This is a genomic window from Agrobacterium sp. SORGH_AS 787 (assembly GCF_030819035.1).
GTDB lineage: Bacteria > Pseudomonadota > Alphaproteobacteria > Rhizobiales > Rhizobiaceae > Agrobacterium > Agrobacterium larrymoorei_B.
The window spans coordinates 254852-270280 of record NZ_JAUTBG010000001.1 but is presented as its reverse complement, the minus strand read 5'-3'; the positions used below and the strand labels follow the sequence as shown (position 1 = coordinate 270280).

Sequence of the window (15429 nt, the reverse complement as noted above, 5' to 3'; positions counted from 1 at the left end):
ACCGGACATAAGATCAGTGAGGCGCACGAATCCGGTATCCCATGTTGCGGACGGTTTGGATCAAAGCTGTATCGAAGGGCTTGTCGATCTTCTGGCGCAGCTTGCTGATATGGGTCTCTACGACGGTCGTGCCAGGATCGAAAGAGAAGTCCCAGATTTTCTCCAGGATCATGGTCTTGCTCACAACCCGGCCCTCGGCTTCCATCAGCAGTTCGAGCAGTGCGAATTCCTTGTTCTGCAGATCGATGACCTGCCCCTGGCGGACTGCAACGCGTTTAAGAAGGTCAAGCTTGAGATCGTGGCAAATGAGTTCCGTCTTCTGGCTATTCTCTTTCGGTCGGCGGGAGAGGGCGTGAATACGTGCGAGCAACTCAGAGAAGTGAAACGGTTTGACGATGTAGTCGTCGCCGCCTGCCATCAACCCCTCTACCTTGTCTTCGAGACCGGAGACCGCCGTCAGAAAGATGACAGGCAGTGAACTTTTTGACGCTCTCAGCGCCTTGACCAGAGAAAGCCCGTCGAGACCAGGCATCATCCTGTCAACGATGGCAAGATCGCAGGTGTTGTAAAGGCAATAGGTCAGCGCTTCGCGACCGTCACTCACCCAGTCGACCGAAAACCCCTGTTCGATGAGACCTTTGCGGATATATCCCGCCATTGTCTCATCGTCTTCCGCGACTAAAATTTTCACTGCTCGAAATTCCGGTTTGAACACAATGCCTCGCCGCTCACTAGCTACTGCTATTTGCTGTGCATGTGAATGCCGGAATTATGGGGTTTCAGGGGGGCCGCCACTTCCGCAGCCAACTCCCCGCGTGATCAGGGTCGCTACGTCTTCAGAGAAATGACCATGCCAACGCAAATGCAATGGTGTGATCACTCGCCATGCCTCCATCAGCCCCCGGACCATTCGTTCGGGGAATTCGATCTCGGAAAACTTTGGTGTCGCCCGAGTAGGCTTCACGCTGGGGTGCTTTTCAATGCAGCAGCGTCATTGAAACAGCATCCTTGCGGTCGCGTTCGCCATCAATCCTCTTTACTCCAATACCAAGCGACGTATTGCTGCTTCCGGTCGCGTTGCTTTTCGGCAAGATAACGCTTGATGGCGCGAACATCTGATTTTTCCCCCGCAAACCAAACGAATGTCTCTCGCGGGGTCTTATCTATTTCGGCTTTCAACCGCTCAACAAGGTCATTGCCGCCATTTTGGCCGTAAGTGGAGCGATGCAGCCATTCAACAGAAACCAGTTCATCGTTGCGGATCGCTTGCTTTTCCGCTGCATCCTCGACTTCGATGATTGCCTTTATTGTGGTGCCGGGTGGCGCTTCTTCCACCATCCGGGCGATGGCTGGCAAAGATGTTTCGTCTCCTGCAAAGAGGATCGATTTTGCTTCAGGCAGATGGCCACTTCCAGGTCCCATGAGCGCCACCCGTTGTCCCGGTTGTGCATCGCGGGCGAAGTCTGCGCCGGGCGTGGCGACGCCTGGCTTCGGATGCTGGAGAAAGTCGATGCTGACGAGCTTGGCCTTTTCATCCACTGAACGGATCGTATAGGCGCGCACAAGAAGTTCATCCTCCCCGTCTGGCCAGCCGATACTGCCGTTTTCCTTCAGCTTCGGCCAGACCGGCGTCCGGTGGAGGGGCGGAACAAGCAGGCGCACATGGATGTCGCCGCCGATAAAGGGTGTCACATCCGACACTTTCAGGATAACTCGACGCATGCGCGGCGTCACATCCTCAGAACCGACGACTGTTGCCTCGTAAAAGCCAGGTGGCGGGACCCTGGGTGCAGGTTTTGCCCATTCGAGCATAAACGGTTCATCACCGGCGAAATAAAATAAGTGCTCGGCAAACATGGTGCGTGTTGCGGCGAGCATTTCGTCGTTCTTCGTCCGAATTTCGATCAGTAATCGCTCATTCGCTGTCTTGATATCGATCGCCCAGTCCTCGGATCTCAGTGAGGCTCCGTGCTCCGATGGAACGACATCGGAATGCTCAACGAAGTGCTCGCAAATTTCAGCGAGCATCGCGTTGACATCAGCAGGGCTGGCGACACCGGAAAGGGTGGAGAGGTGGATTGCGTTCATGATCTTGCCTGCATCAAAGGGACGTTAGGGGCTCGCGAATGGTGGCGACCCACGGGAAGCATCATCGGTCTGCCTGAGATCGGATCGAGGAGGATCTGGCTCTCAAGTCCGAAGACTTTTCGAACCAAGTCCTGTGTCAGAACATCTTGAGGTGAGCCTGCCATGAAAGGCCGCCCTTCCAGCATTGCGACGAGGTGATCCGCATAGCGCGCAGCAAGGTTGAGATCGTGCAGCACCATCACGATGGTCGTGCCACGCGTCTGGTTGAGGTCGGTCAACAGATCGAGTACATCGATCTGATGGCTTACGTCCAGAAATGTCGTCGGCTCATCCAAAAGCAGGACTTCGGTTTGCTGCGCGAGTGCCATCGCAATCCAGACCCGCTGCCTTTGGCCGCCGGACAATTCATCGACGGGCCGTTCAGCCAGATCGAAGGTTTGTGTCGCCACGAGCGCTTCCGCGACGGCGCAGTCGTCGTCCTTGGTCCAGGATGCGAAAAGACCGTGATGGGGATGCCGTCCGCGGCTGACCAGATCCATCACCGTGATACCTTCGGGAGCAATGGGTGATTGTGGCAGAAGCCCCAGTCGTCGTGCGAGTTCTTTCGTAGGAAGCCGATGAATGGCGCGCCCGTCGAGAATGACGTCGCCGCGTTGTGGCGCGATGAGGCGGGAAAGCGCCTTGAGCAGGGTCGATTTCCCGCAGGCGTTGGCTCCGACGACGGCGGTGATCTGGCCGGAAGGAATGGCGAGATCCAGGTCCTTCAAGATTTCCTTTTCGCCATAACCGGCGGAAAGGTTTTTGGCCTCAAGGTGCGGACCAGTCATGAGGCAGCTCCTTGGCGGTTGCTTCGAATGATCAGGATGATGAGGTAGGGCGCTCCAAGTGCGCCAGTGACGACACCCACAGGATAGCGGCCCGGCAAGAGAAATTGCCCGACGAAGTCACTTGCCAGAACAAGCGCTGCGCCAACCAACCCGGCGGGCAGTAAGATCGAATGACGGCGTCCGAATAGGCCAGCGGCAATAGGGCCTGCCAAAAAGGCAACAAAGGCGATCGGTCCGGTGATAGCGGTTGCTGTCGCGATCAATCCCACGGCGGAGACGATAATCAGGAGGCGAGTCGATGACACATTGACGCCAAGTGCGGTGGCTGTGTCTTCACCCGTTCGCATGACCTCGAGATCGCGTGCCTTGACCAGAAGAACACCACCGAACACGAGAAGTGCGAGAAGCAGAGGACCTGCCATTTCGAGCTTCGCTCCGTTCAAACTTCCCGTGAGCCACCGCATGGCTTCCTGAAGACTGAAGGCAGGTGTGCGGGAAAGGATGTAGACGATCATGCTCTCTAGCATGGCCGAGACACCGATGCCCACAAGGATGAGCCGAGCGCCCGAGACGCCGTTGCGGTAAGAAAGGCCATGGACAAGCAGTGCCACGGCGAGCCCTGCCAGCACTGCAAATACGGAAGCCGCGGGGCCGCTTATCCCGAGAATGACGATGGCGAAGACGGCTGCTGCACTCGCACCGGAGGTGATGCCGATAATGTCAGGGCTGGCGAGGGGATTGCGCAGCAGGGTTTGAAATGCCGCGCCGCCCAAGCCGAAACTGATACCCGCTACCAAGCCAAGAACTGCCCGAGGCAATCGTAATTGGCCAACGGTAAAACCCGCTCCGGGCACGTTTTCGCCCGCAAGGATGCGCATGACATTTGAAAAGGGGACATATGTCTGGCCGAAGGCGAGAGTGCAGCAGAACAGGACGAGGACAACCAGGACCACAACGGACAGCAACGCTTGGCGACGTCTGAGGTAACGGGTCCGGCTTTGTCTGACCATTTCCGACAAGGCTGATGGCGTGGGCGCGTAGGTCATAGCTCCTTCGCCTTCTGCCGACGGACGATGAAGATGAAGAATGGCGCGCCGACCAAAGCCGTCACGACGCCCACTTCCAGTTCCGACGGGCGCGCGGCCAGCCGACCGACGATATCGCTGAGTGTCAGGAGGATTGCGCCGCCGAGTGCGGAGAATGGCAGGAGCCAGCGGTAATCCACACCGAAGAGAAGCCGGCAGACATGTGGCACGACCAGACCGACAAAACCAATGGGTCCGCACACGGCGGTTGTCGCGCCGCAGAGTATCACGGCGCCAACTGTTGCGATAATCCTCGCGACGGCAACGTTCTCTCCGAGACCGGCAGCAAGCTCATCCCCGAGTGCAAGCACGTTCAACTTTCGCGCAGAGACGAAGCAGAGTGCGAAGCCTATGATCAGAAAGCCATAGACCGGCTCCATGCGCTCGAAGGTGGCCCCGCCAACCCCACCGATTTGCCAGGACCGGATTCCCCCGGCGATATCTGCCCGCGGCAGAACGATGGCGATGACGAGTGAGGAAAAGGCAATGGCGGTTGCGGTGCCCGCCAGTGCTAGTTTCAAAGGCGTGGCACCGCCGCGCCCCATTGAGCCGATAGTGTAGACAAAGATGGAGGTTGCTGCCGCCCCGAAAATTGCCAGCCATATGAAACTGTGGGCGGAGCTAATTCCGAACCAGGCAACCCCAACCACGACGGCAAGAGATGCACCTGTGTTAATTCCTAAGATGCCGGGATCGGCCAAAGGGTTGCGGGTGACACCCTGCATCACGGCTCCGGCCAATCCGAGAGAAGCCCCGGCAATCAGAGCCAGCACTGTTCGCGGTATTCGCGTTGCGACCGCTGCCCGATCGAGAGTGGAGATGTCGCCCGTGATAGCGGCCAAAACGTCTGCCGGTGGCACATCGCGCGTTCCCACCATGAGCGAAACGAGCGCAATAAGCGTTAAGCCCCCCAGAACCGCGACAAGACATAGGAGCCTCGTGCGCTCGGTTAAAGTGAACCTCGGTTGCTGTGCCAGTTGCAGCACGTCGCGCGCATTCATTCCGTTTTTCTCGCTGCTTCCGCAAGCTTGGCGACATAGGCGGGCAAGACCCAGGTGATCGAAAGAGGCGTGGGATTGGCCGCTGTGCCGACCGGATCGCGACCCAAAGTCACGATGGCATCGTGCTTGACTGCGGGCATGCGTGCGAGGAGGGGATTGGCCTTCATCGCATCGACAAGTTGCTGATCGCCGTAGGTAACGACAATGTCGACATCGTCGAACATGTCGATCTGCTCAGCGCTGATTGAGCCAGCGAAGCTGCCATTGGACGAGGCCTGAACCACGCTTTTGGGCATGGAGAGACCAAGATCCTTGAAGAAGCGAACTCGTGTATCCTGTGATGTGTAGAAATTGACGACGCTAAGATCGGTCGCGTCGAGATGTGTCACAAACATCGCGGACTTGCCCTTCAACTCAGGGTATTTTGCAACTTCTGCTGCGATCTTCTTCTCAATGTCGGCGATGAGCGTTTCGCCTTCGGCAGCCATGCCCAGACCGGCACTATCGAAACGGATGGTCTCGCGCCAATCGGTGGACCACGGCGCCTGGGGATAGGCAACCACCGGCGCAATCTGGCTTAGTGTCGCATAGTCGCTCTGGTTCAATCCGGAATAGGCGGCGAGAATGACATCTGGTTGTGTCTCGGCCACCGCCTCGAAATCAATTCCGTCACCTTCATCGAATAAGCGAGGCGTTTTGCCGTTGAGCTCCTTAAGGCGCTCCGAAACCCATGGCAGAAGACCGTCACCATCATCATCACCAAAATTGGCCGCCGCCATGCCGACTGGAACAATCCCCAGCGCAAGCGGAACTTCGTGATTGGCCCAAGCAACCGTTGCAACTCGGAGCGGCTTTTTCGCGATCGTCGTGGTGCCGAGCGCATGTTTGATGTCCAGCGGAAAGCGAGCCGCGTCATCTGCTGCGGTCTGCAAAGAGGTCATGCTCAGGAGTAGGGCTGCAAGCGGCGCGAGCTGATGCAGTTTGACCCGCATGGTCCTGTTCCTTTCTTATTAAGTTGACCGTCAGTCTCAGCTTAATTTCGGGAGGTCAAGCAATTTGAGGCTTCACTCACGATCCGACACTTGATTTTCCGGGGAATTTTACAAAAGAGAGATATATACAATACTGGATTTATTTTATCCAGTTATAGAGCGATTGACCGGCGGCGGCCTGCCTCGCATCCTGAGATGGCGGAGCGCTTATCGGTCGGCTCCAGACGATGACCAGGTCATTGGCGGGAGTATCTGAACGCCAATTTCCGGATAGAAGCATGATCAGCGCCATTCCCGCCTCCAGTAAAATTCGAGCTCTCCTGCGATATCGCACCGCAACCCTTCTTAGCTGCACGGCAATCATCACATTGCTTCCGGCTTTCGCAGTGGCGCAGGACGTGAACGGGGATGCCACCGTGCTGGAGACGATTACCATTCAGGGGAGTAGCCAGTCGGATAATGACTCGAAGTCAATTGTCGCGGAACGATCGAATGCCGTCGGCAAAATGCCGGGGGAAATCTTCACGACACCTGCCACTGTCTCGGTGGTGACCTCCAAGGAGATCGAGCAGCGCAAGGCGGATAGCATCGAGAAGGTGGTGCAATATACGGCCGGTGTGACGACCGACTACTATGGTTCGGACGAGCGCTACGACTACGTCAAGATTCGCGGCTTCACGCCCTTCACTTATCGCGATGGCTTGATGGTGGGGCGCACCTGGACCGGCGTGAAGGAAGAACCCTATAGCTTTGAGCGGGTGGAAGTGCTGAAAGGTGCGAACTCCACGGGTTTTGGCGTTTCAGATCCGGGTGGTGCGATCAACTATGTGACGAAGAAGCCGCGCAGTGAGCGCTTCGGCGAGATATACGGCACCACGGGCTCCTACGCACACAAGGAGGCGGGCTTCGATTTTGGTGACAACCTGACCGAAGACGATACGCTCTCATACCGCCTGACCGGTAAATTCGAGCGCTCTGATGGCGAGTTCGATTTCTCGAGCAATGATGAGAACTTCGTTCAAGGTGGGCTGACATGGAGACCGACCGACGCGACCTCCTTGACCTTCGTGTTCGACCATCTGGATCGCGATGGTACGCCGAGTAGCGGCGGTCACCCGCTCTTCACAGACTTCAACCGCGACCGCTTCTTCGGCGAGCCGTCTTACAACTACGATACGACGAACCGGAACACCTACTCCGTCATGTTGGAGCACGATTTCGGCAATGGTCTGTCGTTCGGCTCCAACGCGCGCTACAGCAAGTCGAGAAACGGCTTTGGCTATACCTACATCTATGATGCGCTCGGTGCAGGAGATCCTGCAGATACGCGGGTCAATCGCAACTACTTCGGCAGCGACGGTTCGGCCGAGCATTTCATTGCAGATGCTCATCTCCTTTACGAAACGGAGTTCGAACAGGTCGAAAGCCGCACTTTGGTTGGCGCCGACTACAGCAACTTCAATTCTCGGGGCGCGAACTATTATACCGCTGCACCGCAGATCGATTTCACAAACCCCGTTTTTGCTGGTGGTCCCGGTCCTCTTTCGCCCTATAGCAGTTCGAAAAAGGATCAGGTCAATGGAGGGATCTATCTCCAGCAGGACCTGATTTTCAACGACCGCGTCACCGCAAGCCTCGGGCTGCGCAATGACTGGCTGGATCTTGAGGATAAGAACCTCAACACCGGCACAACCGCGAGCGGCACGTATAGCGAACTAAGCAAGCGCTTCGGATTGAGCTACAAGGTGACGGATGAGCTTGCTGCCTATGTCAGCTACGCAGAATCGGTGGCACCGCCGACTTCGGGGAAAGAACCGACCTATGGCAAGCAATATGAGGCCGGGCTCAAATATCGTCCAGAAGCAATTCCAGCCCTCATTACGGCTTCGATTTACGATCTGACGCTGGAGAACATCACCACCTATGAGGCTCCCGTCTACCTGCCGAATACGGTGAAGGAGGTCCGTCATCGGGGCTTCGATCTCGAAGGCAAGCTCGAGCTCACGTCCAACGTCAACTTGATCGGTGCCTACTCCTATATCGACTCGAAGATTGTGGATAGGGCAGCGACCTATAACGGCAAGAGGTTTGCCCAGGTGCCGGAGCATATGGCATCTCTTTGGAGCACCTACACCTTGGAAGGAAATGGCGAGCGCGGTGACATGACCTTTGGAGCTGGAGCGCGTTTCACAGGATCCTACTACTTCGACAACGCCAATACGCGCAAATCGAAGGGGGCCGTCGTGTTCGATGCTTCGTTCTCTTACAACATCCGGGAAAACACCAGCTTCCAGCTGAATGTTAACAACGTCTTCGATGAGAAGCACATCGCCAACAACGATGGCGGTGCGCTCTACTACAATCCTGGACGCACCATCTACGCGTCGCTGCGCCAGACATGGTAGCCAGGTCACAGTCCCGGCGAAAACGCCGGGACATTCTCACGTCAAAAGGTGTTTTCGTCGCCACGCGGCGGGCGTATCGCCAGTAAGACTGCGGAAGACCTTGGTTAAATGCGCCTGATCGGAAAAACCAAGTTGCGCGCTGACATCGGCGATGCTCACGCTGGTATCGCTTAGCATGCCTTTGGCAAGGTCGATACGGCGGGACAATTGCCACTGTAGCGGTGTCATCTCTGTGGTTTGCTTGAAGACGTTGGCGAACCAGCTTTCGGACAGGCCAACGACGTCCGCCATTTCTCGCACGGTTAGACGGCGACCACCGCAATTTGCAAAGTAGGTTGAAAGCCGGTTCAGTTGAGCTTGGGTCAGGCGCCCGCTTGCAACAGTCTTTTCCTCATCAGCCGCATGCAGATCAAGGAGGCCTGTTACAATGCTGCCGACCAAATTTTCTGCGAATGCTGGGTGTCTGGCGCTGTCGTCCAGTTCATCGACAACCAGATTAGCGAGACTGATCAAAGGTCCCGGCTCTTTGAGCTCAACCGGCCTTTTTGAGACGGCACGAGCAGCAGACGATCCGACGATCGGAGCGATGTAACGCATCAGCCGATCCTGGTGCAGATGCAGATCGAGGTGCGAAAAGCGATGACGCCGCGTAAACTTCGTCCACAAGGGCACGCCGGCAGGGACATAAATCGCAGAGGCTAACCCTCGTTCGAAACGATCGAAACGAGATGATTGATCGGAAACGCGTATATGGCTGCTGACATCCTTGAAGAACAGCATGATGCGAGGGTCTGGCGAAAGGTAATATCCACTGGCGCCAGCGTGACCTTCCGCCTCCCAGTGAACGCCGACGATGCCATCCAGCGAACGCCACCTAGGAGGTGAAACGGCCTGTATGCCCTGTATTTCGGTTTGCATTGCGTGAAGATATGTCACCGCACACGCCTTTCAGCTGTCGCCAAGATCTGAGAGCTGGATAAGTCGTCACTTCTGGACACAAAAATCCGGGCCGTCAACAAATTATGAGATGAATGATCAACATATCTAAGTGACAGCGCGAAGGGTTATGTCATCCCGAATACCGCGGAATGGTTTGTGCAGCATTGCGGAGGCTTTCTCGGCGGCGTGGGCAAGATGTTTGGGCAAGTCCCAGAGGCAGATGCTGCGGCGCGAGTTGAATCCGAGTGGCATTTGTTTCAGTGCTGTGGCCGCGCTTTCAGCGCGCGTTATTCCTGAAGTGTTGCGACGAAGAAGGGATTCTCGCCCATATGGATCACAGTTGGATCGTCGTTCCGATCCAAAAGAATATAGCGCCTGATATCTCCCTCAGGCAGTGAAGAGTTGATAATATCGTCCTCGCTGAGATTTCGGCACACAAGCCGCCTGACAATCTCCTCGACCTGACGTTCTTCGAGGTGTCCAGGTAGCTCCCATCGGTCAGCCTCTAGCGTCCCTTCATATTTGACCAAAACCCATTTTGCCATCTGGCCCTCCTTTGCGGTCTACACCTCTAGTGCTGAACTCTCAGAGATAGCGTTTTATTGCGTCAGTGTGATTATGGTGCGACCGCTAGGTCATGTTGCGGAGGACGGACAGCGTCGCTCTGTTTGGGTAGGATATAGGATGTTGCCATGGCGAGTATGGTAACCCCAACGGCTGTTGTAGCGAGATAAGTCTTCATAGGCTCCTCCCCGTTCAGACGGAACACAACATTTAAAGCGGTCGCGAGGTTCCGGTCTGTCGTCCAAGAGAAATCACGACAACGTCAGTTTTTGAATTAGGCTTCACCCTGACGCTGTCTTGGAGATTGCTGTTACCCCCGGCGTTCCATGATTACAAACGCTTGGTGTTTTATGCGAGGCGATCGTTGGCATGGTCTCATGCAGACTATGGCGCTAAGGCCGCCTCGTCGCAGTCTCACGAAACGGTCAAAGCCGCTGCTTGTAACTTGCCTGTGCCTCGCTTTCGCTTTCTGTTACTTGAGCGAAACGACGCTGTCCTTCACATCCGGCAGTGAGGGGATAATGCCGCTTTTGGCATACCACTCGGCAACGGCGCCGATCTGCTTGACGTCTGCCTCTGTCACGGCGGTCGTTGGAACCGCATTGTTCTCGCCGATTTTCGACGAAAGATTGTTCGGCACATTCATCTCCTTTGCCCACACCGCACCTGCCTCTGCCTTGTTGGCGATCGCCCAGGCATTTTCGGACTTGATGACGTCGAAGACGAGTTGGAGTTGGTCCGCCTTCGAGGTCGAAAACTCCTTGCTTGCAACGAGAACGACCGCATTGTCCGATTTGATCGCCGCACCATCGGCCACCACTTTTCCGTCATAGGCGGTTTCGGCAATGGTCAGGAAAGGGTCCCATGTTGCCCAGGCATCGACATGGCCCTGGGTAAAGCTCGGTCCGCTGTCGCTTGGGCTGAGGTAGACGCGCTCGACGCTTTTCGGATCGACGCCATTTGTCTGCAGACCTTGCATCAGAAGATACTCGCCGGTGCCGCCTCGATTGACGGCGACCATCTTTCCGGCAAGGTCCTTGATCGAAGCGATGCCCGACTCCTTCTTCACGACGATGCCCTCGGCGCTCGGCGCCATTTTCTGGTAGGCGAAAATAACCAGCGGAATTTTGGCCGAAAGGGCTGCGATCGCTGACGTCGAGCTGCCAGCGGTGATGTCGATGCTGCCAGCGTTAAGCGCTTCGAAAGCGGGAGCTGCTGCGGGGAAAGGGCCAGCCCATTCGACCTTGATTCCCTTTTCCGCGAGCGCTTTTTCCAGCGTACCGCGGGATTTGGCCAAGGTGATATCGTTCGGGCCGCGCAGCCAGCCGATACGGATCGTCTGCTCGGCCGCTTGAGCGGCCGGGATAAAGCTCATCACAGAAGCCGCTACGATAAGGGTGGAGAGGAATTGTCGCTTGGTAAACATCAATATATCCAGTCTGCTGCTTGGGCTTGCGAGTGAGGTTGGGCTTCAGGCATGGGAAGGTTCGACACCAAGTTCGCGTAGAAGCTCGGTTTCAATGGACATCAATTCAGAATCACCCCTATGGCGGGGATGGTCGGCGTCGATGCGTATTTCACGTGAGATCCGTCCCTGATCGAGAACCAGAATACGGTCGGCGAGGGCGACAGCTTCCCACACGTCGTGGGTGACGAGCAGAACGGCGGGCCTGTGCTTGCGCCACAGTTCGAAGACCAGATCGTGCATGCGCAGTCGGGTCAGCGCGTCGAGGGCCGCGAAGGGTTCGTCGAGCAGAAGAAGGGCGGGTTCGCGCACCAAAGCACGTGCCAGCGCTGCCCTTTGCGCCTCGCCACCTGACAAGGTCAGTGGCCATGCATCTTTCCTGTGAGACAGGGCGACATCCGCCAACGCCCGCTCCGCACGCTTTTGCGCGTCCGGCGTCTTTACGCCGAGGGCGACATTCTCAATGACGCTCTTCCACGGAAGAAGCCGAGGCTCCTGGAACACCACAGATCGTCTGGAAGGTATCTCCAGCTTTTGCGCAGGCGCCGCGTCCAGGCCGGATAAAACCCTAAGCAGGGTCGATTTTCCCGAGCCGCTGCGGCCCAAAAGTGCAACGAATTCACCTAGCGCGATGGAAAGGTCTATACCATCCAGAACGGCAGGGCCGCCGAAGGAACGATGAAGCTGTCTGATGTCGACAAGGTCGCTCATGCGATCACCTGCGGGCGCCAGCGCAGTGCATAGGCCTCGATGATGCGCACCAGTCCATCCGTCAACAGACCCATGATCGCGTAGACCAGCAGGCAGACGACAATGACGTCGGTCTGCAGGAAGTCGCGCGCATAGGTGATGATGTAGCCGAGGCCGCTCGACGCATTGATCTGCTCACCGACAACGAGGCTGAGCCAGGCGACGCTGAGACCATAGCGAATGCCGACGAGGAGCGACGGCAATGCGCCCGGAATGACAATGTGGCGGATGATGCCCATGGTCCCAAGATCGAGCGTCTGGCCTGCCTCGATCAGCTTCTTGTCTATTCCCCTGATGCCGCCATGCAGTGTCAGATAGATCGGAAAGATCGCCCCGAAGGCGACAAGGCCGATCTTAGGCGCTTCGCCAATGCCGAACCAAAGAATAAAAAGCGGAAGAAGGCCGAGGAACGGCATGGCCTTGAGCATCTGGATCGGCGGGTCGATCACCGCCTCTCCAAGCCGCGAGAGGCCTGACAGAAGCGCAAGCGTGGTTCCGATGACGACCGCAATTGAAAACCCGGCAGTCACGCGCAGAAACGACACGGCTAGCCCGGTGATGAGTTCCCCGGATGCGATCAGACGAGCCGCCGTCGCGATGATATCGCTCGGGGCTGCCAGTATACGAGGAGACAGAAAACCCGTCACGCTCGCAATTTGCCAGAGAGCGACAAGCGCAATCGGGGAAGCGATGCGTGCGCCGACATTCCACAGCCGGCCCTGTGCACTCCTGGGCTTCGGCGTGCGCTCGATGTTCTTCCGGTTGTTATGCGCGGACGCCAGTGTGTCAGACATTGGCAGGCTTTCCGCTTAGATCCCGATCAAACAAAGTGGACCATGTGAAGTGCTTGCGCTCCGGCGCGACGCGGGCCACGGGAAGACGCGGCAGTACCAGTTCGCCAAAGCGGTAGGCTTCCTCAAGCAATGGCATGCCTGAGAGGATGAAGGTATCGACGCCGATCTTTTGATATTCTTCGAGCGTGCGGATCACCGTGTCGGGAGAACCGACAATAGCGGTGCCCGGTCCTGGACGAACGAGGCCTACACCCGCCCAAAGGTTGGGGGCGATCTCCAGATCGCGCAGATTGGCAGGCTTGATGCCGCCATGCATGGCGCTCATGCGCTGTTGCCCGACCGAGTCCGTATTGGAGACGAAACGCTGGTTTGCCGCAATCGCCGCGTCGTCCATTTGGTCATAGAGGTCGGCAGCCGCCTCCCATGCCTTTTCATCGGTCTGGCGAACAATCACATAAAGCCGGATGCCGTAGGTGAGCTCGCGTCCATATTCGGCGGCTTTGGATTTGACCCTTTGAACCTTCTCGCCCATCTGTTCCGGTGTCTCGCCCCAGGAGAGATAGGTTTCGACGTGCTTGGCCGCGACCTCCATGGCGCTGTCGGAAGAGCCGCCAAACCAGAGCGGTGGCGGCTGGATCGAGGTGCCCGCTGGAAGTGCCAGCTTGGCACCTTCCGTCTGGAAATACTGACCCTTGTGGGTGACGCTCTCGCCAGCCATCAGCCGGTGCCAGATCGTCAGATACTCATCGGCCATCGCATAGCGCTCGTCATGTGGCAGCATCATGCCATAGGCACCCAGCATCTTGGCGTCGCCGGACACGACATTGAGCATCAGCCGTCCGTTCGAAAACTCCTGGAATGTTGCCGCCATCTTGGCCAGCAGCGTGGGCGCGATCAGTCCGGGGTGGAACGCCACGAGGAATTTCATTCTCTCGGTGTAGGGCAGGAGGGCGCTGGCAAGCGGCCACACATCATGCGCGCCTGTTGCAAACAGAGCTCCGGTAAAACCCAGATGATCGTAGGCCTGCGCAAGCTGCTTGTAATAACCATAGTCGATGGTGCGGGAGCCCTCCGGTTTCCAGGGATAAGCGCCGTCGGGTGCACACATGTACCAGAGCACGTTCATGTCAGAGATCTCCCTCATCCACCGGATAAATGGTCAGTTTTGTATCAAGGTCGCCGTGGTGAAAGAGCGTGTCGGCCTCTTCCTGCTGTTCGCGCAACAGAGATTGATCTGCCGCATCCACCTGCCAGTTCCGCTCGGAAACCACACGTGTCCATGCGCGCCGTTCCGCCTCTTCGCCAGAAGGGGACAGAAGCTCGGCAGCCTTCTCTGGATCTTTGGCAATCTGGCTGCCGAGATGCTTCAACTCGCCGGTGAAGTCCTCTAAAGTTGCCTTTGTCAATCCGCGGTTTTCGATTGTCCAGAAAGTGGATCGATTGGGAATAAGCGTCCCGCATCGCGCAAGAACGGTGAATTCGCCGCTCACCAGAACCTGCTCCAGATGCGGGGTCATCGCAACCCAAGCTGCCACCGAGTTTTCGCGCAGCGCCGCAAGAGAGTCATTCGGCGACATATCCTGACGAACTATGTCCGTCAGGCGCAGTCCGATCTCTTCGAGTTGCTTGGCCAGAAGATAGCTGAGAAAGGAGCCATCGACGAGGGCAATCGGTTTTCCCTTCAAATCCGCGACCGAGTTGATGTCGCTTGTTTTCGAAACGAGGATCGCACCATTCGTCGGCCTTGGGGCAGATGCAGCCGCGTAGATGACAGACAGGCCGGATGCTTTTGCAAGGATCGGCGGCGTCGATCCGGTGCCGCTGATATCGAATTCTCCCTTCGCCAGCCGCGCGCCGGTTTCTCGGCCTTCGGCGTAAGCGACGAATTCCGGTTGCATTGTTGAAAACGCCCCTGGCCAACGAGAGGCTAATGTCAGATGGAGATTGTTCGGATGGTGACCAATCCTAAAAACCAAAACGCGTCCCCTTATTGATCTTCTTTATATAAATTTATATAATGATAGTGCGAGGTGCGCGAGAAATTCAACCCTTTCTGAGCAAGGGCAGACGGAAAAAATTTCCAAGATTGGGAGCGATGAGAGTGAAAAAACACGAGACTGGTAGTGGGGGCGAACGAAGACCGCATGTTCCGAAGGTGAAATGCCGCGCTATCGGTACGGCGTCCGATTTTCTAAAAGCGATGTCTAACCCGGTCCGCCTTTCCATCCTGTGCGTCCTGATGGAAGGTGCGCGGACCGTCGGCGAATTGGAGGAGATTCTCGACGTTCACCAGCCCACTCTGTCGCAACAGATCGGTGAGTTGCGGGACGCTGGCATCATCGTTGGAGCGAGGCAGGCGAAAGCGGTTCTTTATCGCTTAGCAGACCCACGCGCAGGGCAGATCATCGGTCACTTGAGGCTGCTGTTTCCAGATGCCGACGCATCGGCAATCTGGAAGGGAACGCAATTCACCTCATCAACCGTGACGCCAATGAGCTGATCAACGTTCTTCTGCCAAA

The 15429-nt window shown here is 56.9% G+C and carries 15 protein-coding genes; 2 read left to right on the top strand and 13 right to left on the bottom strand.

The window, feature by feature from the left end; genetic code table 11:
* Positions 1 to 13: 13 nt before the first annotated feature.
* From QE435_RS01145 to QE435_RS01120, 6 genes are all read right to left on the bottom strand, one after another.
* Positions 14 to 691, bottom strand: coding sequence for a response regulator transcription factor (locus QE435_RS01145; RefSeq protein ID WP_306929932.1), 678 nt, complete (start codon positions 689 to 691; stop codon positions 14 to 16).
* 335 nt (positions 692 to 1026) lie between these two features.
* Positions 1027 to 2088 carry a siderophore-interacting protein gene (locus QE435_RS01140; protein ID WP_349039906.1) on the bottom strand — a complete coding sequence of 354 codons (1062 nt, stop codon included), beginning with the start codon at positions 2086 to 2088 and terminating at the stop codon, positions 1027 to 1029.
* Complete coding sequence (locus tag QE435_RS01135) at positions 2085 to 2915, bottom strand: ABC transporter ATP-binding protein (RefSeq protein WP_349039905.1); 831 nt, start codon at positions 2913 to 2915, stop codon at positions 2085 to 2087. Before QE435_RS01135 ends, QE435_RS01140 begins: the two co-directional genes overlap by 4 nt.
* A complete protein-coding gene (locus tag QE435_RS01130; protein ID WP_349039904.1) occupies positions 2912 to 3961 on the bottom strand; it encodes an iron ABC transporter permease in 1050 nt (349 codons plus the stop codon). The genes QE435_RS01135 and QE435_RS01130 overlap by 4 nt, the downstream gene beginning before the upstream one ends.
* Positions 3958 to 5001, bottom strand: a complete 1044-nt coding sequence (locus QE435_RS01125; RefSeq protein ID WP_349039903.1) for an iron ABC transporter permease — start codon at positions 4999 to 5001, stop codon at positions 3958 to 3960. Before QE435_RS01125 ends, QE435_RS01130 begins: the two co-directional genes overlap by 4 nt.
* A complete protein-coding gene (locus QE435_RS01120) occupies positions 4998 to 5993 on the bottom strand; it encodes an iron-siderophore ABC transporter substrate-binding protein (protein ID WP_349039902.1) in 996 nt (331 codons plus the stop codon). Before QE435_RS01120 ends, QE435_RS01125 begins: the two co-directional genes overlap by 4 nt.
* A gap of 278 nt (positions 5994 to 6271) precedes the next feature.
* Here QE435_RS01120 and QE435_RS01115 point away from each other — a divergent pair, with 278 nt between their 5' ends.
* A complete protein-coding gene (locus QE435_RS01115) occupies positions 6272 to 8398 on the top strand; it encodes a TonB-dependent siderophore receptor (protein ID WP_349039901.1) in 2127 nt (708 codons plus the stop codon).
* A 36-nt stretch (positions 8399 to 8434) separates the two neighbouring features.
* Here the strand turns inward: QE435_RS01115 and QE435_RS01110 are convergent, their stop codons facing one another.
* The 7 genes from QE435_RS01110 to QE435_RS01080 form a co-directional block, all read right to left on the bottom strand.
* Complete coding sequence (locus QE435_RS01110) at positions 8435 to 9334, bottom strand: AraC family transcriptional regulator (RefSeq protein WP_349039900.1); 900 nt, start codon at positions 9332 to 9334, stop codon at positions 8435 to 8437.
* Between the two features lie 290 nt (positions 9335 to 9624).
* Entirely contained in the window at positions 9625 to 9882 is a 258-nt protein-coding gene (locus tag QE435_RS01105) for a hypothetical protein (RefSeq protein ID WP_349039899.1), read from the bottom strand.
* 491 nt (positions 9883 to 10373) lie between these two features.
* On the bottom strand, positions 10374 to 11327 hold the full coding sequence (locus QE435_RS01100; RefSeq protein ID WP_349039898.1) for an aliphatic sulfonate ABC transporter substrate-binding protein: 954 nt from the start codon (positions 11325 to 11327) through the stop codon (positions 10374 to 10376).
* A gap of 45 nt (positions 11328 to 11372) precedes the next feature.
* The gene (locus QE435_RS01095) at positions 11373 to 12077 is read right to left on the bottom strand and encodes an ABC transporter ATP-binding protein (protein WP_349039897.1); all 705 of its coding nucleotides are present in this window, start codon (positions 12075 to 12077) and stop codon (positions 11373 to 11375) included.
* Positions 12074 to 12910, bottom strand: coding sequence for an ABC transporter permease subunit (locus QE435_RS01090; RefSeq protein ID WP_349039896.1), 837 nt, complete (start codon positions 12908 to 12910; stop codon positions 12074 to 12076). Before QE435_RS01090 ends, QE435_RS01095 begins: the two co-directional genes overlap by 4 nt.
* Positions 12903 to 14036 (bottom strand): LLM class flavin-dependent oxidoreductase, encoded by a 1134-nt coding sequence (locus QE435_RS01085; protein WP_306929952.1) that lies wholly within the window; start codon positions 14034 to 14036, stop codon positions 12903 to 12905. Before QE435_RS01085 ends, QE435_RS01090 begins: the two co-directional genes overlap by 8 nt.
* Before the next feature lies 1 nt (position 14037).
* Entirely contained in the window at positions 14038 to 14808 is a 771-nt protein-coding gene (locus QE435_RS01080) for an ABC transporter substrate-binding protein (protein WP_349039895.1), read from the bottom strand.
* Between the two features lie 203 nt (positions 14809 to 15011).
* Between QE435_RS01080 and QE435_RS01075 the strand changes: the two genes are divergently transcribed.
* On the top strand, positions 15012 to 15410 hold the full coding sequence (locus tag QE435_RS01075) for a metalloregulator ArsR/SmtB family transcription factor (RefSeq protein ID WP_349039894.1): 399 nt from the start codon (positions 15012 to 15014) through the stop codon (positions 15408 to 15410).
* Positions 15411 to 15429: the final 19 nt, after the last annotated feature.

Bases quoted from the DNA above. Each gene is read 5' to 3' on its own strand.
- QE435_RS01140 (WP_349039906.1), bottom strand. From the start codon at position 2,088: ATGAACGCAATCCACCTCTCCACCCTTTCCGGTGTCGCCAGCCCTGCT.
- QE435_RS01135 (WP_349039905.1), bottom strand. From the start codon at position 2,915: ATGACTGGTCCGCACCTTGAGGCCAAAAACCTTTCCGCCGGTTATGGC.
- QE435_RS01130 (WP_349039904.1), bottom strand. From the start codon at position 3,961: ATGACCTACGCGCCCACGCCATCAGCCTTGTCGGAAATGGTCAGACAA.
- QE435_RS01125 (WP_349039903.1), bottom strand. From the start codon at position 5,001: ATGAATGCGCGCGACGTGCTGCAACTGGCACAGCAACCGAGGTTCACT.
- QE435_RS01120 (WP_349039902.1), bottom strand. From the start codon at position 5,993: ATGCGGGTCAAACTGCATCAGCTCGCGCCGCTTGCAGCCCTACTCCTG.
- QE435_RS01115 (WP_349039901.1), top strand. From the start codon at position 6,272: ATGATCAGCGCCATTCCCGCCTCCAGTAAAATTCGAGCTCTCCTGCGA.
- QE435_RS01105 (WP_349039899.1), bottom strand. From the start codon at position 9,882: ATGGCAAAATGGGTTTTGGTCAAATATGAAGGGACGCTAGAGGCTGAC.
- QE435_RS01100 (WP_349039898.1), bottom strand. From the start codon at position 11,327: ATGTTTACCAAGCGACAATTCCTCTCCACCCTTATCGTAGCGGCTTCT.
- QE435_RS01095 (WP_349039897.1), bottom strand. From the start codon at position 12,077: ATGAGCGACCTTGTCGACATCAGACAGCTTCATCGTTCCTTCGGCGGC.
- QE435_RS01090 (WP_349039896.1), bottom strand. From the start codon at position 12,910: ATGTCTGACACACTGGCGTCCGCGCATAACAACCGGAAGAACATCGAG.
- QE435_RS01085 (WP_306929952.1), bottom strand. From the start codon at position 14,036: ATGAACGTGCTCTGGTACATGTGTGCACCCGACGGCGCTTATCCCTGG.
- QE435_RS01080 (WP_349039895.1), bottom strand. From the start codon at position 14,808: ATGCAACCGGAATTCGTCGCTTACGCCGAAGGCCGAGAAACCGGCGCG.